Below are 23,535 nucleotides of genomic sequence, written 5' to 3'. Positions count from 1 at the left end.
GCTGAAAATTTTTCTTTCAAAGCCAGTGTTATGGCTAGAACAGTGCAGTCCGAAAAATTTATTAGGCCGGTTTTAAGTAGAACGGTGATACGGTGCTATGGCCTAGCTATACGGAAATGCATGATGCCGCATTCTGCTCATTAATAGGTAATTACAAAATAACGTCAATGGTAGCCTGTCGAAGGACCTTCATTTAAATTTTTCTATTGGCCGGTGTCTCACCAACCAAAGACTAAACCATTCATTTTTCGGAGCGCAGGGCCATTCGCGACGGATTAAAGATTGTTCCCGTGCTTCGCTATATCCTTTTGCTGCGCTTCAGGGATGCCGCTTCGCCCGGGGCTAAAAACGCGGTTAGTGCTAAGAACAACCAACAAAGTATGAAACGTTGTTTTGTTTCCTGTACAGACCTTTGTTAATAAACCTTTTTGCAGCGGCTATCCTTTTTGTTGCGGCGGTTTTTTATTATAGAGGTATGCTCACAAAAAGATAGAAGCGGAAAGAAGGACTGCCGGTACCGAAATGCACTGCACCTGCTTTCCAAAAACGAAACTTCACGCCTTTTTACGTTAAAGATTCTTCACTGCGTTCAGAATGACAGCTAAGAAATAATTTAAGAATTTCTATTAGTTGTCGCCTCACCGACCAATGTTTAAATAGAAATAGTGATACATTTTTTGGAGCGCAGGGCCATTCGCGACGATTAAAGATTGTTCCCGTGCTTCGCTATATCCCCTCGCTGCGCTTGAGGTATGCCGCTTCGCCCGGGGCTAAAGACGCGGTTACTGTTAAGAACAAACCAAAGTATGAAACGTTATTTTATTCCCTGTAAAGACCTTTGTTCAATAAACCTTATTGTAGCGGCTATCCTTTTTGCTGCAGAGCTTATCATCACACAATTACGTTCACAAAAAGATAGAAGCGAAAAGAAGGACTGCCGGAACCAAAAGACACTACAACTGCTTTCCAAAAAATGATCAAAATCTCAAAAATCGTTCTGAGTAAAGGATCGCCGAAGAAATCTTTCAAGCTAGTGGCTATCCTTATTAAAAAGATTGCTTCGTCGGCTGAAAAAGCCTTCTCGCAATGACGATCATTCTATTAATTTCTTTTATTGGTCGGTGTCTCACCGACCAATGTTAATATTTTATATTAAAAGATTCTTCACTTCGTCCAGAATGGCATATAGTGAGTGAGTTATGATGCTTATTTCTTCAACAGCGCATCAATTTCAGTATTGAATTCTTTCACAAATTCATCAAAAAAATTACCAGTAGCCGGGCCGTTGAAACCGGTATGGATTTGGGCCACATTTCCCTGTTTATCGATTATAATGGTGGTTGGGAAAGATAAAAAAGAATCAAGTGCAGGCAATGATTCAGATACTGCCTGTTTATCGGCTGTTCCGGCCAAAACCTGATCGTATTCGATACCAAATCGTTCGCGGAAACGGCCCATTACTTTTTTGGCATATTCAGGTTCAGTAGAACGCTCGTAATGCAAACCGATAATTTCTACACCGCGGTTTTTATTCTTTTTATACCATGGCGCCATAAAAGTAGCTTCATCAACGCAGTTAGGACACCAGCTTCCGGTAATGGTTAAAATCACTACTTTGTTTTTGTATTTTTCATCCTTTAACGAAATCTTATTACCATTTACATCAGGGAAACTGAAATCGAGTGTTTTGTATCCTTTTTTCAGGTAGGTGAGTTGATAAGGATCAGGCAGGGCTGCATCTTTATTTTTGTTCCCGCTAAAAGGCTGGCTGCCTCTTGCGCTTAAAACCTCGCCCTTTAAAGTACCATCTGCACCGAAAGTTCCTTTGTAGTAAGCAGGAGAGGAGCCGATGAAACTCGAAAGCTGAAATCCATTCCCCTCTACAATACCTTCAAGATAGCGCGAATCACCGGTTACACGGAGGAAAGTTCCGGTGAGTTTGTTTCCTTTTTGTTTAAACAGGCCTACTGTTTTTTCTTCTTTGCCATTTGGAGCGGTAAAAATTACATCATAGCTTCCTGAATAGTCGGCTGATGCAGGTCTGTCTGCTTTAAAACGATAGTTTTTGCGTTCGGCATCAATGATTAATGGTTTTCCGGATTTATCCTGTTTGCGTAAAGCTCCCGTTAACCGGTCGCCATCTATTGCAAATGCCAGTTCGTTATCAAACTGATCCAGTTTAACAAAAATTGAATCGGCTGTTTGTTTGACCACACCACCTTCAAAACTTTCTTCCGCATTGCGGAAATACAATTTCTGCTGACCACTTTTTTCATTGATTTCAAAATTGAAAGGGATTTCAAGTCCCTCCTTTACTTTCGCCACACCGCGCCAGTTGCCCAGCGCAACGAATGCCTTTGTTTTTTTTTCTTTGGCCTTTGTCTGTTGGTTATTGGCTAAAACTGCCTGATCCTGAGCAAAGGTTATGGAGGTTGATATGGCCAGTGCGGCAGTTAATAAGGATTTTATATTCATTGGGATGTATGTTAATCTACTAATTTAGTCGACAAATATAAGGATGGAATAGTCAAAGAAAAAATATTTTAATAAATATCTATAAAAACTATAGGATAAATGGAATTAATTATACCTTTGCCCCAGTTATTTTAAAATACTTATCAAGAAAGGCGGAGGGAATGGCCCTGTGAAGCCTTAGCAACCATCTAATTTTTAGAAATGGTGCTAATTCCATCCCGGATGAATCCGGGGTAGTTAAGTCAGTTGTTTGCATAATCCTTATCTAACATATACGGAGCACTTCTGATTTAAGGGGTGCTTTTTTTATTGCCTCAATGCTTTCTTGAAAGTGAAATATGTATTAAACAAAATCATTCAAATGGAAAAAAACAGACGAGCTGCATCACTTTTTGTAAACCTTTCCGCATACTTACGAATGCGCCAGTCCTGTTAGGATGGTTCCATTTTAACAGGCGTTTTTGATCTAACCATTCCATTTTTTAATAAAAGACGGTGATTCACCGTTAGGAATCGTTTTGCCCAAATTTTATCTATTAACTAATTATTAAACATATACATGATCAGACTTTTAAAATCAATAGCATTTATTTTACTGCTCTTTGCTGTACAACTGGGATTTGCTCAAAATACCGCTATAACCGGAACAGTAAAATCAGCAGATGGAGAAACACTGCCTAGTGTTTCCATATTCGTCAAAGAAACCAAACAAACCACCATTTCTGATGCCAAGGGTGCTTTTTCGATAAATGCACCTGAAAAGGGCACATTAGTATTTTCATACATAGGTTTTAAAACCCAGGAAATACAGATCAGTAAAAACGGGCCAATTTCAGTTATTCTTCAATCGAGCGATAATGCGTTAGATGAAGTGGTGGTTACAGCTTTAGGCATTTCCAAAGAGAAAAAATCACTCGGTTATGCTGTTCAGGAGTTAAAAGGGCAGGATTTGTCTGAAGCTAAAGAGTCCAATCTGGTCAATGCACTGGCCGGAAAAATTGCGGGTGTAAGGGTAACCAATAGTCAGGGGAGCATGGGCTCATCACGTGTGGTCATCAGAGGGGAAACCTCTATAGCTGGAAATAACCAGCCTTTATTTGTGGTTGATGGGATTCCGGTAGATAACTCGCAGTTAAATTCTGCAGGTGCAAGGGATTATGCAAATGCTATTTCAGATATCAATCCAGAGGATATTGAATCAATTAGTGTATTAAAAGGACCAAACGCAGCAGCATTATACGGTTCGAGGGCTGCCGCAGGGGTAATTCTTATCAAAACTAAAACTGGTAAATCGAAAAAAGGATTGGGCATTGAGGTTAACTCCAATGCCGTACTGGAAACTTTGCTTACCCTGCCGGTTTATCAAAATGCTTTTGGACAGGGATCGGAAGGTAAGTTCAGTTACGTGGATGGTGCTGGTAAAGGCATTAATGATGGGGTAGATGAGAGCTGGGGGCCAAAAATGGACGGCAGATTAATTCCACAGTTTTTTTCAAAAGGCGTAGCGGTTCCGTTCGTAGCCCATCCTGATAATGTCCGCGATTTCTTTCAAACCGGATATTCGCTAAATAATAGTATATCTGTTGCAGATGCAGGCGAAAAATATGATTACCGTATTGCTTACAATAACCTGAAACAGGTTGGGATTGTGCCTAATTCCGGACAGGGCAAAAATTCATTCGTATTAAATACCTCTTTAAAAATAACACCAAAACTTACTTTAACGGCTAATGCAAATTACAGCAAGTTGAGTTCTGATAATTTGCCGGGTACAGGCGGTTCAAGATCAACCAGTACCATGTTGCAATTTACCTGGTTTGGCCGTCAGGTGGATATTAACCAGCTGAAAAACTATCTGGATGAAAATGGAAAAACATTTAACTGGAACAATAGCTATTATAGCAATCCATATTGGGTAGCTTATGAAAATACGGTGTCGCAAAACCGTAACCGGATTATTGGGAGTTTAGCGCTTAATTATAAAATTATAGATGGACTTGATTTCAATTTCAGAACTGGAACGGATTACTACAATGACAGGCGTAAGGTTAGAATCGCCTATGGTACCAATGGAACACCCTTTGGTTCTTATACCGAAAGTGCCTTTACCGTAAACGAAAATAACACCGACGCAACCTTAAACTTCAATAAACAATTAAATGAAGATTTTAGCTTAGAATTATTGGGAGGTGGCAATATCCGTAGACAGTACATCGAGCAAAACGACCAGAGCGCGCCTAAACTGGCTATTGCAGGACTTTACAACCTAAAAAACTCTCGCGATCCCCTGGTTTCATCCAATAACCTGTCGCGTTTAAAATCCTACAGTGTCTATGCATCCGGACAGATCGGTTTCAGAAATTACCTTTTTGCCAACATTACGGCACGTAACGATTGGTCATCTACTTTACCTGCACAGAACAGGTCATATTTTTACCCTTCATTTAATGGAAGTTTTGTGGCTACAGAAGCTTTCGATATTAAAAGCGAAGCCCTTAACTATTTAAAAATACGAGGTGGTTGGTCTAAAGTGGGTAAAGATGCAGATCCTTACCGCTTAATCAATACCTATGTGTTCAGTGCGCCGTTTTATGGTAATCCTCAGCTTACCACTGGTGCTATCGACCTGAATCCTAACTTAAAGCCTGAAACAACTACTTCTACAGAATTAGGGCTGGAAGCAGTTTTCTTGAATAAAAGATTACGTTTTGATTTCAGTGCTTACAATACCAATAGTTACAACCAGATTTTAGCTGCTGATGTAAGCCAGAGTACAGGTTTTAGTTCGAAATTATTGAATGCCGGAAAAATCAACAACAAAGGGATTGAAGCACAATTAGGCATCACCCCTGTTAAAAAAGCCTTTACCTGGGATGTAGATTTCAATTTTGCGGCAAACAGAAGCAGGGTAATTGAACTTGATGCTGAAAAACTGCTGACCAATTATGTGGTGGCCACAAATTCGGCCCAGGTAATTGCAACGGTAGGTCAGCCTTATGGATCGTTGTTCGGGACAGCGTTTTTGAGAGATGGCAATGGCAACATCATTGTTAACGCTACGGGCGCACCTGCCACTAATCCAACCAAGCAGGTGTTGGGCAAATATACGCCGGATTGGATTGGGGGCGTTTACAATACTTTTAGTTATAAAGGTATCAGTTTAGGTGTATTGGTTGATGCCAGTTTTGGCGGTTCTATTTACAATGGAACTTACGCCACAGGAACTTATACCGGCGTTTTGGCTTACACACTTCCGGGAAGGGCAGCTGAGTATGGCGGTATTTCATATTATTATCCAGATAACAATAAAGCCAATGGAACAGTTCGTGTAAATGGAACTGCTCCTACGGGCGTTACGGTGTATGATGATGGGATTATTTTTGATGGCGTAACGGCTGATGGCAAACGCAACGAGAAGATATTACCTGCTCAGCAGTATTACAAAACCTTTAGAAATATAGATGAAGCAAATATTTTCGATGCGTCTTATGTAAAACTCCGTGAGGTGAAATTAAGCTATAGCCTGCCTGCCAAATGGCTGCGTCCGTTAAGTTTACAAGGCGTTTCGGTATCGCTTGTTGGCCGTAACCTGTGGATTATCCATCGCAATACGGTTGATATCGACCCGGAAGTGGCCTTTAATACTGGTAATGGTCAGGGTTTAGAGAGCTTATCAAATCCAAGCACCCGCAGTTATGGTATCAACCTCAATGTTAAATTTTAAAATATTTACATCATGAAAAATAAAAAACTATATATACTGGCCATTTTGGCAATTGCCTTTGTATCATGCAAAAAAGAGCTGGATGAGGTGAATATTAACCCCAATGCACCAGAAATTGCGCAGCCAGATTATTTGCTTACCGGAACTACCAAGGCAACAGCAGATACCTATTGGGGCGTAACCAATAACATGAATTCCAGTTTGCTGTTTGCGCAGCAATGGGCCAAGGTACAGTATACAGAAGAAGACCGTTTTATTTACTCAAACAGTAGTTTTACCGCACTATGGTCAACAGGCTATGCCCAGAGTATTGCCGGTTTTAATAAAATTATCGAATTGGGAGATGCACAGGGAAATTCGAACTATAAAGGTGTTGCACTTATCTTAAGATCATGGACATTTCTATTGCTTACGGATGCTTATGGCGATGTTCCCTACTCGCAGGCCGGGAAAATAAAACAGTTTGTTACCCCGGTTTACGATAAACAAAAAGATGTTTATTATGGTATTTTAAGCGATTTGAAATCTGCGCAAGCGGCTCTAGACCCTGCAGGAAAGGTGATTGCCGGTGATGTGATTTATAGCAACAATATTGCCAGGTGGAAAAAGTTTGCCAATTCATTGAGGCTTCGTATCGCCTTGCGTATTGCAGATAAAGATCCGGCAAAAGCTAAACAGGTAATTGATGAAATACAGGCAGAAGGTGGTGGTTACATCAGCAGCAATTCAGAAAATGCCATATTTAAATATGATGCATCGCCTCAGCAGAACCCGGTAGCCGCTTCATTTGAAACCAGGAATGATTACCGGATCAGTAAAACCATTGTTGATAAACTGTTTTCACTAAACGACTCAAGGTTACCCGTTTATGCCAGTAAAACGGAAAACGTTACGCCGCAGGTTTATGTGGGGATTCCAAATGGTTCTACCAACTCTGAAGCAAGTGCAATAGGTTTGGCAAATTCTTCTAAACCTGGTGCTTACTTTTTAGATGCCAAGGCTCCGGCGGTAATTTTTAGTTATGCAGAATTGCTTTTTGATAGGGCAGAGGCAGCAGCAAGAGGTTTCACTGCCGAAGATGCTGAAGATTTATACAAGCAGGCCATCAGGGCATCTTTTTTACAGTATAATATTGGTGGCACTGTAGTTGAAGAATACATCAGGCAATCTGGAGTAGTTTATAATGCTACCAATTATAAAAAATCAATTGGAGAGCAAAAATGGCTAGCCTTATTTGGTCAGGGATTAGAAGCCTGGGCAGAACAGAGAAGGTTAGATTATCCACAGTTAACAGCTTCTGTAAATACGGTGTTGAATGGTAAAATTCCTGTACGTTTTATCTATCCCGGAACAGAGCAATCGTTAAACGGGCAGAATTATAAAAATGCGGTAAGCAGTCAGGGAGCAGACTTATTAACTACCAAACTTTGGTTTGATGCTTTTTAATCCCAAGATCTCACCCGATCTGTGGTGTCAGATGTTACCATCTGACACTAAAAAAAAAGTCCCGGTTTTGAATCGGGACTTTTTTATTGATCAGAGAAATAAATATTTAGCCTCTTCGGGCTCCTTATTTTTCTCAGGTATTCATCTCGCCAAATCTTCAGCGGCGTTACTTACCCTGCTTTTCAGGTCTTCAGTATAACCTTTTGCTTTGTCGGCCCACTGTGGAGCATGATCTAATAATTCGTCAACGATTGATTGTCCGGTAATTGGATCTTTTTTCGTGATATATTTTACGCCTGCATATACTGCTGCGCCAATAATGGCTGTTCTTAAAATTCCCATGTTCTTTTCTGTTTTTTTAAATAACATTTTGACGTCGCTAAAAGTTTTAGCCAATGCTAAATAACTGTTGTTTAGGTGCTGCCGGATGTTACCATGTGGCAGATCACTAATGCTTAAATAATTTCTGTTGGTGAAGCAGCTAATGATAACAATAAAGTAGAATGGGCGATCATTCTTAAATTTTTATCAATTATCTCCATTAAATTTATATATTTCGGGCAAATTAACTGCGTATAAATCGATTAAACCAAATATCGCTACATGAATAAGGAAAAGCTGTTCAATGAAATTAAAGATTTGAGCATCATAAATTCTTTCTCGAAACACGAACAGCTTGTGCAGGGAATTATCAATAGCCTTAATCATAAATTAATTACCAAAGGCGATATGTTGCCTTCGGTTAACGAAATGATGCGCGAAACCGGCTTTGCCAAAGAAACCATTGGTAAAGCGTATAAAGATTTGATTAACAGGGGTATTTTAGAGTCTAAAAATAGGATGGGCTATTTTGTATCCACTGATGATACCGAACAGCACCTTAAAGTATGTTTACTGATTTACGCTTTCGATACCTTTCAGGAAACTTTTTACCAGAATTTCCGTAATCATTTAGGCGATAATATCCAGGTTGATGTATATTTCCACCATAATAATTTTAATGTTTTTGAATCCATCATCAACAGCAATAAGGGGCAATACGGCTTATATGTAATTGCACCAATAGAAAGTAAAGAGGCTAAAGATGTACTGGAGCAGTTGCCAAAAGAAAAACTGTTAATCGTTGACCGTTATGTAAAACTGAAAGGTGAGTATTCCTACATTGTTCAGGAATTTGAAAAGGCTTCTTACAATGCTTTTTTAGAACTGGCACCAAGAATTAAGGAATTTTCAGAATTTGTTTTCTTTTTTAAACCATCATCTGCCGAACCCAGCGAAGTATTGACTTCTTTTAAGCGCTTTATTAAGGAATTTAACATTAACGGGGTGGTTAAAAACAGTTACGAGGCCGGCAGTATTGCACCCGATAAGGTTTATTTTACCATACACAACCTCGAACTTTGGGAAATGTTAAAGGATACCAAGGTAAAAGGGCTAAAAGTGGGCAGGGATCTGGGGATTCTTTCACACAATGATGATAATGTTAAAGAGATCATTTTTGATGGGATTACCACCTTTTCTATAGATTTTGCACACATGGGCCGCCTGGCTGCCGAATTTGTACTCAGCCTGAAGCCCATTAAGCAGGTAATGGAGAATAAACTGATCAGAAGGAATTCACTTTAATACCATCCCGTGGGAACCTTAGCCATTATCAGTTTTATCTTGTTCACGGTATTGGCCGCCATGATTTCTTACTTCAAAACCCGGAAGGCGCAGCGGTCAACCGTCAATGGTTTTTTCTTTGCCAACCGAACCAACGGCTTCATTATTATTGGTGCTTCATTGTTTTTCAGCAACATCAGCGCCAATCAGTTTATCGGCGAAAACGAATCGGTTTACATCAATAACATGTCGGTAATTGGCTGGGGGATTTCATCTATTCTGGCTATGATTATTGTTTCAGAATTTTTCATTCCCATTTATTTTAAAACCGGTATCCGCACCATTCCCGATTTTCTGGAGAAACGTTACGATAAACAGACCAAAACACTCGTTTCGGTGATTTTTCTTTTCAGTTATATCATTAACCTGTTGCCCTCGGTACTTTATGGTGGTGCAGTTGCCTTTAGCAACCTGCTCGATCTATCCCGTTTTCACCTTTCTTATTGGGAGAGTATCTGGATATTTGTATGGATAATGGGATTAATCGGTTCCGTTTATACCATTTTGGGTGGTTTTAAGGCCATTACCATTTCAGATACGGTGTTGAGTGCAGGCATGTTGGTACTCATTATCGCGTTGCCATATTACGGATTACGTTACCTTGGGAGAGGCGATTTTTTCAACGGACTTTCAACCGTGCTTTCTACCAAAAAAGAACACCTCAATGCTATTGGCAGTAATCAGGATGCTGTTCCTTTTTCTACGCTATTTACCGGCATGCTCATTGTAAATCTTTATTACTGGGGCATGGAGCAGTATATTATTCAGCAGGTACTGGCGGCCAAAAGTTTAGCGGAGGGCCAGAAAGGCATTGCATTAACCTGCTTTGCCAAATTACTCTGCCCCTTGCTGATCAATATTCCCGGTTTAATTGCGGTTCATTTATATCCGGTCTTAACCAATACCAACCAGGTATTTCCCTTATTGATTAAGGATGTATTGCCACCTGTTTTAATGGGCTTATCAGCCTGTGTGCTTTTTGGTGCGGCCATTACCACCTTTAATGCAGGCCTGAACAGTTCAAGTACCTTGTTTTTGCTCAATTTATATAAGCCTTTTATGGAGAGAAAGGGCCGGGTGTTAACTGATAAAAGTTTACTACGGACCGGACGCCTGTTTCAGATTTCGGTATCATTGTTTGCGGTGTTTTTTGCGCCTTTTATTATTTTTTCCAAACATGGTTTTTATGAGTACTTGCAGAAAATCAGTGCTATTTTTAGCCTGCCGATTTTCACCATCATCTTTATTGGTTTTATTACAAAAAAGATGCCGCCCGTTGCCGCAAAAATCGGGATGATTTTCTTTATTTCCTGTTATGTAATGAGCGAGTGGGTGTTTTCTATCCATCTGCATTATCTTCACACCCTGGCCATCATATTTATCATTACGGTTTTATTGATGCTGGGCATTTCGAAATTATACCCTAATCAAAATGCCTACCATTTGGTCCTTGATCACAAAATTGAGATTATTCCCTGGCAGAATAGATACTACTATCATATGATACTCATTTTTATGATGGCACTTGTCTTTTTAATTTTCTCTCCTTATCTGCTTGCTTAGCGCTGTATTTCAGTTGCTTATATATATTTATTATGCCATTTGGATTGTTAAATATTTTGTTTTATAATTGCATTCGGAAAAAATAGGATAGTATAGGATAGTATAGTTGGTCTACGGCCATTTAATCCGTATTGTTCTTTAAAATGGAAATGAACAACATTAAACCATTCCTGTAGCTGAACTAGTTTTGATTAACCAAATAATCCTAAAATATGAGAAATTTTACCATTTATTGTGCAGCAATGCAAACCCTTCTTTCGGTAGTTGAAGCATGGACGGCAGGTTTACATGATCTTGAGCAGGCATAATTCCTGCCGATCAACATCTATCTACAATTTTTTAATTCATCATTTAAAAGCTGATTAGCAAATGAAGCAATTATTTTTGTTTTACGGGCACCTTTCGGTGTCTGGCAGGGTAAGAAACGCATTGGTAACGATAGGTTCGCTGCTTGTATTTTTACTGATTTTATTGCCCGAGAAGGGATATTCCCAGGCTGTAAGGAAAACCATTACTGGTAAGGTTACCGATACATTAGGGGCGGGGCTGCCCGGCGTAACCGTGGCCGTAGTGAATAAGGTTAACGTAGGTACACAGACCGATAATAACGGAAAGTTTGTGCTTGATGTAGCCTCCGGCGAGGTACTTCGGTTTTCTTATGTAGGTTACAGGGAACAAAGGATAACTGTTGGTACGGCCAATATAATCAACGTCAGGTTAACCGAAGAAAATATGCTGTCTGAAGAGGTAGTGATTACTGCTTTGGGGCAAAAACAGCGTAAAGAAGCTCTAGTAGGTTCAGTTACCACGGTAAAAGTGGGCAACCTTAAAATACCTTCCAGCAATTTAACCAATGCACTTTCTGGTCAGATAGCAGGTGTAATTGGTTATCAACGCAGCGGTCAGCCCGGACAGGATAACTCACAGTTCTTCATCCGTGGGGTAACAACCTTCGGTTATAAACAGGATCCCCTTATCCTGATCGATAATGTTGAGTTAACCAGTTCTGATCTTGCACGTTTACAGGTTGATGATATCGAAAGTTTTTCGATCCTTAAAGATGCCAGTGCTACAGCTTTGTATGGTGCCAGGGGAGCAAATGGCGTTATTTTGGTCGCTACTAAATCTGGTAAAGAAGGTAAGGCTAAAATCAGTTTCCGATTGGAAAATTCTTCATCGCAATCGACCCAGAACCTGGAACTTGCTGATCCGATTACCTATATGAAACTTTTCAATGAAGCTTCTATTGGTAGGGGAATGGATCCTAAATTTTCACCTAACCAGATTATCAATACACAGGCTACAATTAATAAAAGCCCTGGTTATAATGAATATGTTTATCCTGCGGTTGATTGGTTAGGACTTTTGTTCAAAAAGCGGACCAACACACAGCGTGCCAATATGAGCGTAAGCGGCGGTGGTGGTGTGGCCAGATATTACATTGCAGGCTCTTACAACCTGGATAATGGTGTGCTTAACCAGGATGACCGGAACAATAACGACAATAACGTGAAATTCCGTAATTACCAGTTACGTTCCAACATCAATATTGATTTAGGCAAAACTACTGAACTGGTGGTGCGTTTATCTGGTAATTTTAGCGAATACAATGGTCCATTGGCTACTGATGGAGGTTTTTCTACCGATCTTTATAATATTGCGGTGCACACCAGTCCGGTTTTATTCCCTGCTTATTTTCCTGCTGATGCTGCGAATCAAAATGCACAGCATATTTTATTCGGAAATACAGGTGGTACGGGGGTAAACAGTATTTTATACAATAACCCTTATGCGGCATTGCTTCGTGGACATAAAAACTCAACGGAATCGCGGATGTCGGCACAATTGGAACTTAACCAGAAACTCGATTTTTTTACCGAGGGTCTTTCGTTCAAATCGATTTTTAGTACCAATAGGTATTCTTATTTTGATTCGTCGATGGCTTACTCACCATTTTACTACAATGTTGGCTCATATGATAAAGCAAGTAACACTTATGTGTTAAACTGGTTAAACTCGTCGGTAACCAGCGGGGCGCCCAATATCGCCCAGGAATACTTAAGCTATTACCCTGGCGATCCTAACATCAGCACTTTCCTTTACGGACAGGCTTCTGTGAACTACGACCATACTTTCGGGCAGAATCATACCTTTAGCGGTGCACTGATTGGTACTGCTCAGCAAAACCTGTATAATAATGCCAAAGATCCTAAAACGAATGTCCGCACTTTACAATATTCGCTTCCTTACCGGAATTTAGGTTTGGCAGGACGTCTAACTTATTCATACAGAAGCCGTTACTTTTTAGAGACAAATTTTGGCTATAACGGATCGGAGAGATTTTCGGAGAACCACCGGTTTGGTTTTTTTCCAACTATAGGTGCAGGGTGGATTGTTTCGAACGAGAAATTCTGGACAGGTGGAATCGCCAATGTCGTTAACCGCTTAAAACTGAGAGGAAGTTTTGGCCTTGTAGGTAACGATGCCATCGGATCGCAACGCTTTTTTTATCAATCTGACGTAAACTTGAATGGTGGCGGTAATTATGCCCAATTTGGTTATAATGGTGGGGTTACGCGTCCTGGTGTGTACATTAACAGTTACGAAAACACTGATATTACCTGGGAAACCTCTCGGCAAACAAACCTGGCTTTGGAGGCTACGCTTTTTAAAAACATGAATATTATTGCAGAAGTATATAATAACGATCGTTATAATATTTATATGATCCGTAAAAATGTACCTAGTACATTGGGTTTGGAGGCTATTGATCCCAATACTGGGTCACCAGATATCGGCGCGAATATTGGCAAGGCCAGATCAAGAGGTATTGATCTATCACTCGATTATAAGTTTAATGTAAATGCCTTTTCATTTGCGGTACGTTCTAACTTAACTTTTGCCAAAAATAAATACATCAATTACGAAGAGCCTCAATGGGCTGAAACATACCGTTATACTACAGGGCAGCCAATCAGCAGAAATTACGGTTATATTGCCGAACGCTTATTTGTAGATGATAAGGAGGTACAGAATTCGCCTACCCAGATTTTTTCAACCGGTGGCAAACCGCCAAGAGCCGGCGATATCAAATACCGCGACTTAAATAATGATGGTAAAATTGACGATGCGGATAAAGCCTACATTGGTTTTCCACAATCGCCGGAAATAGTGTATGGTTTTGGTTTCAGTTCTTCATATAAAGGTTTCGATCTTTCAGCATTTTTTACCGGACAGGACAGGATGACGTTTTTTATTGATCCAACTAAAGTGAGTCCTTTTGTGCCAAGCAACCAACAATATATTTATGGCAATACACAATTGCTTAAAGATTTTTCCGACAACCATTGGTCGCCTGAAAACCAGAACCTTTATGCGCTTTATCCAAGATTGGCAGTAAATGCGGCAGATCTCGAAAACAATGCGCAAACCAGTACCTGGTGGATGAGAAACGGCCGTTTATTGAGACTAAAATCAGTTGAACTGGGCTACACCCTTCCTCAGCGTATCTCCAGTAAAATCAAGCTTAATTCTTGCCGCATTTATTTTAATGGCTTAAATCTGGTAACCTGGAGTCCATTTAAAATGTGGGATCCTGAACAAGGCGGAAACGGATTTGCCTATCCAATCCAAAAGGTATTCAATGTTGGTCTAAACGTAACCCTATAATGAAAAAGATAAAAATATATTTTACACTCGGTTGCATCATGACGGTGTTGTTCACTGTTGTATCCTGTAAAAAGTACCTTGATATCACACCTGATAACTTGGGTACCCTTGATTATGCATTTAGAAACAGAAATGAAGCAGAAAATTATTTGTACTCCTGTTATGCTTACCTGCAGCGCATGAATGATGTGGCTTCAAATCCCGGTTTTACCACTTCATCCGAACTTATCTATTCAAATACACTTGATAACTATCAGGGTTTTAACCCCACAGGCTTCAATCTCCTTAGGGGGACACAAACTGCCGCTAACCCTGGATTAAATGCATGGGATGGCAGTGAAGGTAGCTATAGCCTTTGGCGTTCAATCCGGATCTGTAATATCATGCTCGAAAATATTGATAAACCGATTGATTTGGGTGCTGCTGAAAAACAGCGTTGGATTGCTGAAACCAAATTTTTAAAAGCCTATTATCACTATGTACTTTTTAAAATGTATGGGCCTATACCGTTAATTAAAACCAATCTGGCAATTAACAGCAGTACGGATGAAGTGCGTATAAAAAGAGCACCGGTTGACGAAACGGTTGATTATATAGTTTCCTTATTGGATGAAGCTATCCCAGGTTTACCTGCTGTGATCAGCAGTCAGGCAACAGAATTGGGCAGGGTAACAAGTGTTATTGCACTTTCGGTTAAGGCTGATGTTTTAGCAACAGCAGCGAGTCCGCTTTTTAACGGTAATTCTGATTATATCAGTTTTAAAGACAAAGATGGCCTGAGTTTATTTCCGGCTGCTTATGATGCGCAGAAATGGAAGAAAGCGGCCGATGCGGCCAAGGCGGCTATTACTGCGGCAGAAACACAGGGTGTTAAATTATACACCTTTCAATCACCAACCACAGTAGGTAAACTATCTGATTCTTTAAAAAGAGAGTTGGATGTACAGAATGCCGTTACCGAAAAATGGGAACTGAATTCGGAAATTATCTGGGCCTCAAACCCGGAGTTTAACTATCAGGGGTTTGCTACACCGAGGCTTACCGCAAAATCGGCTGTAAACAACTTTTCTAACCCCTCTACCTTTTCTGCACCGATAAGTACGCAAGAACTTTTTTATACCGTTAATGGTGTGCCGATCAGTGAAGATAAAACGTGGGATTACGCGGGTAGGAACACGGTTAAAACAGGTGATAATGCCAGTCGTTATTACATTAAACAAGGGTATGAAACCATTAAGGGCCACTTTGCAAGAGAAACACGCTTTTATGCAGACATGGCTTTTGACGGAAGTATCTGGTTCGGCAATGGCAGGAATAACCAGGACGATCCGGTTAATCCGTTGTATTATGTTTCTGCAAGGGGAAGCGGGCTTGCGGCGCCAAGCGATAACATCAGGCTGAACATTACTGGGTATTGGCCAAAAAAACTGGTTAGTTATGCTTCGGTTTATGACGACGGCTTTCAGCCATCTTCGTTCCGCCTGCCTTTAATCAGGCTGGCTGGTTTGTACTTACTTTATGCAGAGGCACTAAACGAAGTAAATGGGCCGACTGCAGAGGTATTTACTTATATAGATAAAGTTAGGCAAAGGGCTGGTTTACAAGGCATACAATCCGCATGGACAAACTTTTCTAAAAATCCGAATAAATTTAATACCAAAGATGGCTTAAGGCAGATTATACACCAGGAGAGGAGAATTGAGCTATGTTTTGAAGGCCAGAGTGGCTGGGATTTAAGAAGATGGAAAGAACTTCAGGCAGTTTTAACAGCGCCTATACAAGGTTGGAGCATTAATAATGCCGAAGCCATTAATTATTATCGTCCAACTACACAATTTATCCCCGTTTTCGGCTTAAAAGATTATTTATGGCCGATTAGAAGTTATGATCTGGTGGTGAACCCTAATCTGGTGCAAAATCCTTACTGGTAGTTTAAAATATTAAAGATATGAAACATATTAAAAACAGTATTTACCTCGCCCTTATCATTTCCGTTTTGGCCAGTATTACTGCCTGTAAAAAAATGGAAAATTATAACGATCCTGCTTCTTCAGATATGACTAAGCCTGGCGTAGTAAGCAATATTAAAGTTGATAATTTTAACGGTGGTGCCTATATCACGTATACTTTGCCAAATTCTAAAAACCTTTTGTATGTGTTGGCAAGGTATAAAATAAATGGCGTAACCACCCGTGAAACTAAATCCAGCTATTATTCTGATTCGATTATGGTTGATGGCTTTGCTAAAAAGCAAGGTTATGATGTTACATTGTATGCAGTAAGCAGAGCAGAAGTTAAATCGGATCCTGTTGTTGTGAGGGTTAATCCTGATACTCCGCCATATTTGCTGGCAAAACCCACTATTAATGCTGACCCTGATTTTGGCGGCATTAAAATCAGCGCTACAAATCCGGCGAAAAGTAATCTGGGGATTATTTTGCTTGGCTTAAGTGATAACAATACCTCCGATGTAATTGATCAGCATTATGATAAAGCTGGTGTAATTGCTTATTCTGTAAGGGGATTTGCTCCTGTGCCTAAAAAAATTGGTTACTATGTTACTGATAATTTTGGGAATATTTCCGATACGACTTATAAAACCATAACTCCTTTCTTCGAAACCCTGTTGGATAGAAATAAGTTTTTTCAATACAGGCTCCCTACGGATGGTGTAATTGCTTATGGTTGGGATCTTCCTTATTTATGGGATGGGAAAACTGATGGTAACTCAAACGGTTGGCATACCGCTCCAGGCGGAGCAATGCCTGCTATTGCCACTTTTGGTTTGGGTGTGAGTGCAAAATTAAGCCGTTTCATTTTATGGGAAAGGCCGGATGGAAGTGATAAATTTGCTTACGGACACGGAAATCCGAAAGTATTCTCTGTTTGGGGTTCTGATGCTGTCGCTCCGCGTGATGCGCAGCTTCCTTTATCGGCACCAGAAGGTACTGTCATTGGCGACTGGATCAATATGGGTAATTATAACTATCCTAATCCACCATCAGGCGCAACCCCTGTGGCGCATACAACAGCCGATAACGATTTCGTAAAAGCAGGGGTAAGCTTCAACTTCCCGCTAGCCAACCCAAAAGTGCGTTATATCCGCCTTTCGGTGAGTACAACTTGGTCTAACGGTACCTTCGCACATGCGATGGAAATGGCCTTTTATGGCGATCCCCGATAGTTAATTATAATCTAAGAAGATAAATTTTCAGATATGAAAAGTATATATAAAATTAGCGGTCTGCTACTGCTGTTAGCAATGGTAATCATAAGCTGTACCAAAGATGATATTGCCTTTAAAGAGTATTTAAAAGATGGCGAGATTGTTTATCCGGGCCGTGTAGCCAATATTATAACTAAACCTGGCAATTTAAGAACCGGGTTATGGTGGAATACGAGTCCTGATCCGAGTGTAACCAAATATGTAGTGTATTGGAATAATAATGCAGATTCGGTAGTTGTTAATGCCACTACGCATAATCCGCTTGATACCATGAAAGTAATTATCCCGAATTTAAAGGAATATACTTACACCTTTACCGTTTATTCTTATGATGGGCAGGGACATAAATCAATTCCAATTGAAGCCAGAAATGTGAGGGTTTTCGGTCCACTATACCAATCAGGTTTATTAAACAGGCCATATAATGCCACAAACCCTTATGTGGTGAATAGTAACGGATCAGTACAGTTAAATTTTAATACGCCTGATACCATTAATATCAATACTGTAGTCAGATACACCAATACTTCAGGTACCAGCATTGATAAAATCCTTTTGCCTAAGGATACTGCCATTACCCTTACTGATTATAAAGCAGGGACCAGCATATTGTATAAGTCATCGTATATTCCAGGTAAGGGCGCTTTAGACGTATTTCCGGTAGCTGATTTTTCGACATTTCCTCAGATTTTCACTTATGTACTCTGCGACCGTTCACTTTTTGCTGAAGTGCATTTACCGGGAGATGCACAGACCTACGAATCGGGGACCAGTATCAGTAAGTTGTGGGATGGGAGCGTCGGCCCGCAGGGTTATCCGAATATTTTTCATAGCGCAGGCAATAGCGGTATGCCGCATGTAATTAGTTTTGATTTGGGCAGGCTCTACAATAATTTATCCCGCATAGAAGAAACCGGACGCGATTGCTGTAATAATCCTGATCGTTTTGAGGTTTGGGGAATAGCAGATTTAACCAACGCCACCACTACCTTGTCAGCAAGCAACAGCGGCTGGCCTGCTGAAGCCTTGAGTAAAGGCTGGACGCTTTTAAAAGATGTGACCAGGACTGATGATGGTAAAAATGCCGTTACTACAGATCTGGATAACGGCGGTAAACCGATTCGTTATATTCGCATCAGGATTAAACATGTAACCACCGGGGATGGCAATTATAGCAATATGAGCGAAATCAGGTTCTGGAATAAACAGTAAGCTTATTGGATGGTCGACTCGATTGAGCATTTAAACAAGACGGACCGTCATTTTGAGCGGAGTGCTACCTAGTCGAAATTTATCTCGGGGCAGATCTCTCCGCTCCGCTGCGCTCCGGTCGAGATGACGGTTTTAGATTAATCAGATACAAAATACAAATGAAAAATGAATTTTAAAGAACTGACGGGTATTGCATTTTTTTTGCTTTTCATCAGTAAAAACGTTTTTTCCCAGCAAAAACCTTTGTCACTCTGGTATGATAAGCCTGCTAAAATCTGGGAAGAAACCCTTCCCCTGGGCAATGGTAAATTAGGCATGACACCTGATGGTGGCATAACAAAGGAAAATATTGTACTGAACCATATTGCGCTGTGGAGCGGAGGGAAACAGGATGCCAATAATTATGAAGCTTATAAAAGCCTCCCAAAAATCAGGCAGTTGATATTAACAGGGAAAAATGATGAGGCACAAGAACTTGTCAACCGCGATTTCGTTTGTAAGGGGCAGGGCTCCGGGGGGGCAACCTGGGGTAAATATCAAACATTGGGCAATCTGCAGCTCGATTATGAATATCCGGGCCTTAAAGAAGTGAAACCTGAGGCTTACCAAAGAACTTTGTCGTTGAATAAAGCAGTAGCCACAACAGCATTTACACTCAATGGCGTAAAATACAAAAGAGCGTATTATTGCAGCTTTGATGATGACGTAGCGATTATCCGCATTACTGCCGATCAGCCTAAAAAATTAAACTGTAACATTTCCATCAGCAGACCTGAAAAAGCGACCATAGCTATTCAGGGGAATGAATTGTTGATGTTCGGACAGCTGGATAACGGAACCGATGGAAAGGGTATGCGGTATATGAGCCGCGTAACCACCAAACTGAAAGATGGCTCGGTTACCAGTGATGGCAATCTCCTCAAAATAAAAGATGCAACCGAAATCATCATTTATGTTGCTGCCGAAACCGACTTCAAACATGCTGATTTTGAGCTAAGGATAAAAAATGAGTTGCAGATGGCAAAAAAGAAAGCTTATAGTGAAGAACTGGCCAGGCATAGTGCCAACTTTGGCAAACTGTTTAACCGTTTAAAAATTAACCTGGGAGAAGGGGAAGCGGCTAACTTACCAACCGATGTAAGGCTGGATCGTTTTTACAAAGATTACAAAAATGATGTTTCGCTGAGCGCTTTGTTTTTTCAATTTGGACGTTATTTAAGCATTAGCAGTACCAGAGTCGGACTTTTGCCACCCAATCTTCAGGGTTTATGGGCCAACCAGATCAATACGCCATGGAATGGCGATTACCACCTGGATGTTAATGTACAGATGAACCATTGGGCCATTGAGCCAACCAATTTATCCGAACTGAATCTTCCTTTAGCCGAACTGGTCAGGAATTTGACCCGGCATGGAGCAAAAACTGCCAGGGCTTATTACAATGCCGATGGCTGGATTGCCCACGTGATTACCAACGTTTGGGGTTTTACCGAACCAGGAGAAAGTGCCTCATGGGGTGCCTCAAATGCCGGTTCGGGCTGGTTGTGCAGCAACCTTTGGGACCATTTCGCTTATAGCCGCGATTTAAAATACCTGAGAAGTATTTATCCGGTTTTAAAAGGATCTGCAGCGTTTTATCAGAGTGCTTTAATCAGGGAACCAAAAACAGGCTGGCTGGTTACTTCTCCTTCCGTATCGCCGGAAAATACGTTTTACCTGCCCAACGGGAAAACGGCAAGCATTTCAATGGGGCCAACCATCGATAACCAGATAGTAAGGGAACTTTTTACTAATGTGATTACGGCGGCCAAACTGCTTAAGCTTGATGCTGCCTTTAGTGACTCGTTACAACAAAAACTAAAATCGATCCCGCCAGTGGGCATAATCAGTAATGACGGGCGCATACAGGAATGGCTAGAAGATTATAAAGAAACCGACCCCCAACACCGCCACATTTCACATTTATATGGCGTTTATCCGGCTGGTTTGATCAGCCCGACTTCGACTCCGGCCTTAGCCGAAGCCGCAAAAAAAACACTTGAGGTTAGGGGAGACGATGGACCAAGTTGGTCGATTGCTTATAAACAATTATTTTGGGCAAGGTTACAGGATGGGAACCGGGCATTTAAACTGTTCAGGGAGATTTTAAAGCCCACTCTACGTACCGATATCAACTATGGAGCAGGTGGGGGTGTTTACCCGAATATGTTATCAGCCGGACCACCGTTCCAGATTGATGGTAACTTTGGTGCCACTGCGGCAATTGCAGAAATGCTGATTCAGAGTCATGATGGTTTTATTGAATTGCTACCAGCCATTCCGGATGCATGGAAAGCATTCGGCGAAATTAAAGGTTTAAAGGCAAGAGGTAACTTTACTGTTGATATGAACTGGAAAGATGGAAAAATCACATCTTACAAAATAGCTTCAGCAATTCCACAAAAAGTGAAAGTCAAAATAAATGGAAAATTGAGCAATATAACTTCAGTTAAACTTTAGCAACACATGATTTTTAGATTTTTATTCAGATATCTGGCCCTCCTCATTTTCAGTGTGTTGTTCCTTTTCATTACAAAGGCTTCTGCCGTTATTATCCCTTATGGTAAAAGTGGTAAAATAGTTTACAATCTTAAAACTGGTACCTTCAATGTATCAGAAAGTGCGAAGCAACTATTGTTAAAAGGTTTTTCTCAGGCTGAATACCAGAAAAAGCTATTTAGCTCGAAGGATTATAAAAATATAACCTATAGTAAAAAAGTTATCCATGATAGATTTGGCAATGGGCTCAAACACATTTTTCTGCTGAAGCAGCCTGGTTTACCAGCCATGCAACAAGTCTTTTATACTTACAATGGTAAAAATTATTTTATCATTAACTTGGTATTAGTTGGTACTGATTTATCCATTAACCGCATTGTCCCTTTAAATGGCAACCTCATTAATCAGGAATATGCTGATGTGCCTACCAGTTTATTCGTGCCTTTCGATAACGATACTTTTATTTCTTATCATACCGTGCCTTTAACTGTAAATGTGAACAATCCAAGTGCGGAGGTTACGGCTTTATACCATAATCAGTCGCGCAAAGGTTTTGTGATCGGTTCTATTGAACACCGTGACTGGAAAACCGGTATCATCACTGCAATGGATGTCGATAAAAAGATCAGCTTACAAACGATCTGTGGTTTTACGGATGAAAGTATTACCCGTGATAAAATGACACATGGTTACCTGAAAGGCAATTCGGTGAGTTCAGCAAAAGTATTTTTCGGCGCTTTTGATGACTGGCGCTTGGGCATGGAAACTTATGCCAAACTGAACAGGATTTCTGAACCTCCCATTGTTTTTAAATGGAATAATGCCACTCCGGTAGGCTGGAACAGCTGGGGCGTGATGCAGGAGAGAATTACGCTCGAAAAGGCCAGGCAGGTAGTCAATTTTTTTGCCGATAGTTTGAAGTCGTTCAGGAGTGGTGGCGTAGCATATATCGACCTTGATTCGTATTGGGATAAGCTTTTAAAAGGTGGTTTAACGGGCGATTACGCCCAACTGAAAGCCTTTGCTGATTATGCCAAATCAAAAGGATTAAAACCAGGCATTTATTGGGCGCCCTTTGTTGATTGGGGTTTTGCGGGTGGTGGAAACCGAAAAGCCGAAGGAACAGATTACACTTTTGGCGAGATGTGGACAAAAGTTGGTGCAGGTTACCATGATCTGGACGGTGCCAGGGCTTTAGATCCTACACACCCCGGCACACAGCAGCGTATGGCATCCGTAATTAAGAAATTTAAAGAATGTGGTTTCGAAATGATCAAGATTGATTTTTTAGGACATGCGGCAATAGAGTCTGCTCATTTTTTCGACCCAAAAGTAACAACAGGGATGCAGGCCTATAAAACCGGAATGGAGTTTTTGTTAAAACAGCTTGATGGTAAAATGATGGTTTATGCAGCAATTTCTCCAAGTCTGGCTTCTGGCCGGTATGTACACGTACGACGAATTGCCTGCGATGCCTTCAAGTCCATTAAAGATACCGAGTATACTTTAAACAGTGTAAGTAATGGCTGGTGGCAAACTTACCTCTATGATTATATCGACGCCGATCATGTTGTTTTTTCTGATCAGTCAGATGGCGAGAATGCTGCCAGGTTTTTATCGGCAATTGTTACGGGTACCTGCATTACCGGCGATGATTTTTCAATTTACGGCAAATGGGCAGGTACCGCAAAGCGATTATTGAACAATACTGAAATATTGAAGGTTTTGCAGGATGGAAAGGCATTTGTTCCGGTAGAAGGCAACAGGGGTAAATCGGCATCGCAATTATTTGTAAAACAGGCTGGTAATATAAAATACCTGGCCATATTTAATTATAGCGATGCTACAAAAGCTTTTCATATCGACTTTACCGGAATTGGTTTGAAGCCAACCGATACTTATATAGCCGAAAACCTGATCACCCGAAAAGTGGAGTCTCTTCATCACAACCAAACGATCAATCTGGGCGGAAAAGATGCTCTTATCTTTAAATTACCCTCAAACCCTAACAACTAAC

The 23,535-nt window shown here is 40.6% G+C and carries 12 protein-coding genes and 1 riboswitch; of the genes, 10 read left to right on the top strand and 2 right to left on the bottom strand.

The window, feature by feature from the left end; all coding sequences use genetic code 11:
* Positions 1 to 1,206: 1,206 nt before the first annotated feature.
* Positions 1,207 to 2,475: a peroxiredoxin family protein gene (locus BM107_RS02165; RefSeq protein WP_090979773.1), complete on the bottom strand. Its 1,269-nt coding sequence runs from the start codon at positions 2,473 to 2,475 to the stop codon at positions 1,207 to 1,209.
* A gap of 137 nt (positions 2,476 to 2,612) precedes the next feature.
* A riboswitch (SAM riboswitch) is annotated at positions 2,613 to 2,719 on the top strand.
* 315 nt (positions 2,720 to 3,034) lie between these two features.
* Here BM107_RS02165 and BM107_RS02160 point away from each other — a divergent pair.
* Entirely contained in the window at positions 3,035 to 6,199 is a 3,165-nt protein-coding gene (locus BM107_RS02160) for a SusC/RagA family TonB-linked outer membrane protein (RefSeq protein WP_090979771.1), read from the top strand.
* Between the two features lie 12 nt (positions 6,200 to 6,211).
* On the top strand, positions 6,212 to 7,645 hold the full coding sequence (locus BM107_RS02155) for a SusD/RagB family nutrient-binding outer membrane lipoprotein (protein ID WP_090979768.1): 1,434 nt from the start codon (positions 6,212 to 6,214) through the stop codon (positions 7,643 to 7,645).
* A 141-nt stretch (positions 7,646 to 7,786) separates the two neighbouring features.
* Here the strand turns inward: BM107_RS02155 and BM107_RS02150 are convergent, their stop codons facing one another.
* Positions 7,787 to 8,014 (bottom strand): YtxH domain-containing protein, encoded by a 228-nt coding sequence (locus BM107_RS02150; protein ID WP_244278703.1) that lies wholly within the window; start codon positions 8,012 to 8,014, stop codon positions 7,787 to 7,789.
* A 234-nt stretch (positions 8,015 to 8,248) separates the two neighbouring features.
* Here BM107_RS02150 and BM107_RS02145 point away from each other — a divergent pair, with 234 nt between their 5' ends.
* From BM107_RS02145 to BM107_RS02110, 8 genes are all read left to right on the top strand, one after another.
* Positions 8,249 to 9,271 carry a GntR family transcriptional regulator gene (locus BM107_RS02145; protein ID WP_090979766.1) on the top strand — a complete coding sequence of 341 codons (1,023 nt, stop codon included), beginning with the start codon at positions 8,249 to 8,251 and terminating at the stop codon, positions 9,269 to 9,271.
* 9 nt (positions 9,272 to 9,280) lie between these two features.
* Complete coding sequence (locus tag BM107_RS02140; protein WP_090979765.1) at positions 9,281 to 10,873, top strand: solute:sodium symporter family transporter; 1,593 nt, start codon at positions 9,281 to 9,283, stop codon at positions 10,871 to 10,873.
* Positions 10,874 to 11,242: 369 nt separating this feature from the next.
* Positions 11,243 to 14,542: a SusC/RagA family TonB-linked outer membrane protein gene (locus BM107_RS02135; protein ID WP_090979763.1), complete on the top strand. Its 3,300-nt coding sequence runs from the start codon at positions 11,243 to 11,245 to the stop codon at positions 14,540 to 14,542.
* A complete protein-coding gene (locus tag BM107_RS02130; RefSeq protein WP_167543436.1) occupies positions 14,542 to 16,473 on the top strand; it encodes a RagB/SusD family nutrient uptake outer membrane protein in 1,932 nt (643 codons plus the stop codon). The genes BM107_RS02135 and BM107_RS02130 overlap by 1 nt, the downstream gene beginning before the upstream one ends.
* 17 nt (positions 16,474 to 16,490) lie before the next feature.
* On the top strand, positions 16,491 to 17,726 hold the full coding sequence (locus BM107_RS02125; RefSeq protein ID WP_244278702.1) for a DUF5000 domain-containing lipoprotein: 1,236 nt from the start codon (positions 16,491 to 16,493) through the stop codon (positions 17,724 to 17,726).
* Positions 17,727 to 17,759: 33 nt separating this feature from the next.
* The gene (locus tag BM107_RS02120) at positions 17,760 to 18,980 is read left to right on the top strand and encodes a DUF4998 domain-containing protein (RefSeq protein ID WP_090979759.1); all 1,221 of its coding nucleotides are present in this window, start codon (positions 17,760 to 17,762) and stop codon (positions 18,978 to 18,980) included.
* Positions 18,981 to 19,145: 165 nt separating this feature from the next.
* Positions 19,146 to 21,479: a glycoside hydrolase family 95 protein gene (locus BM107_RS02115; RefSeq protein ID WP_090979757.1), complete on the top strand. Its 2,334-nt coding sequence runs from the start codon at positions 19,146 to 19,148 to the stop codon at positions 21,477 to 21,479.
* Positions 21,480 to 21,485: 6 nt separating this feature from the next.
* On the top strand, positions 21,486 to 23,534 hold the full coding sequence (locus BM107_RS02110; protein ID WP_090979755.1) for an alpha-amylase family protein: 2,049 nt from the start codon (positions 21,486 to 21,488) through the stop codon (positions 23,532 to 23,534).
* The last annotated feature ends 1 nt before the right edge of the window (position 23,535 follow it).

The organism is Pedobacter suwonensis (assembly GCF_900111825.1).
In the GTDB taxonomy this organism is placed as follows: Bacteria; Bacteroidota; Bacteroidia; order Sphingobacteriales; family Sphingobacteriaceae; genus Pedobacter; species Pedobacter suwonensis.
This window is presented reverse-complemented; position numbering and strand designations above follow the sequence as displayed.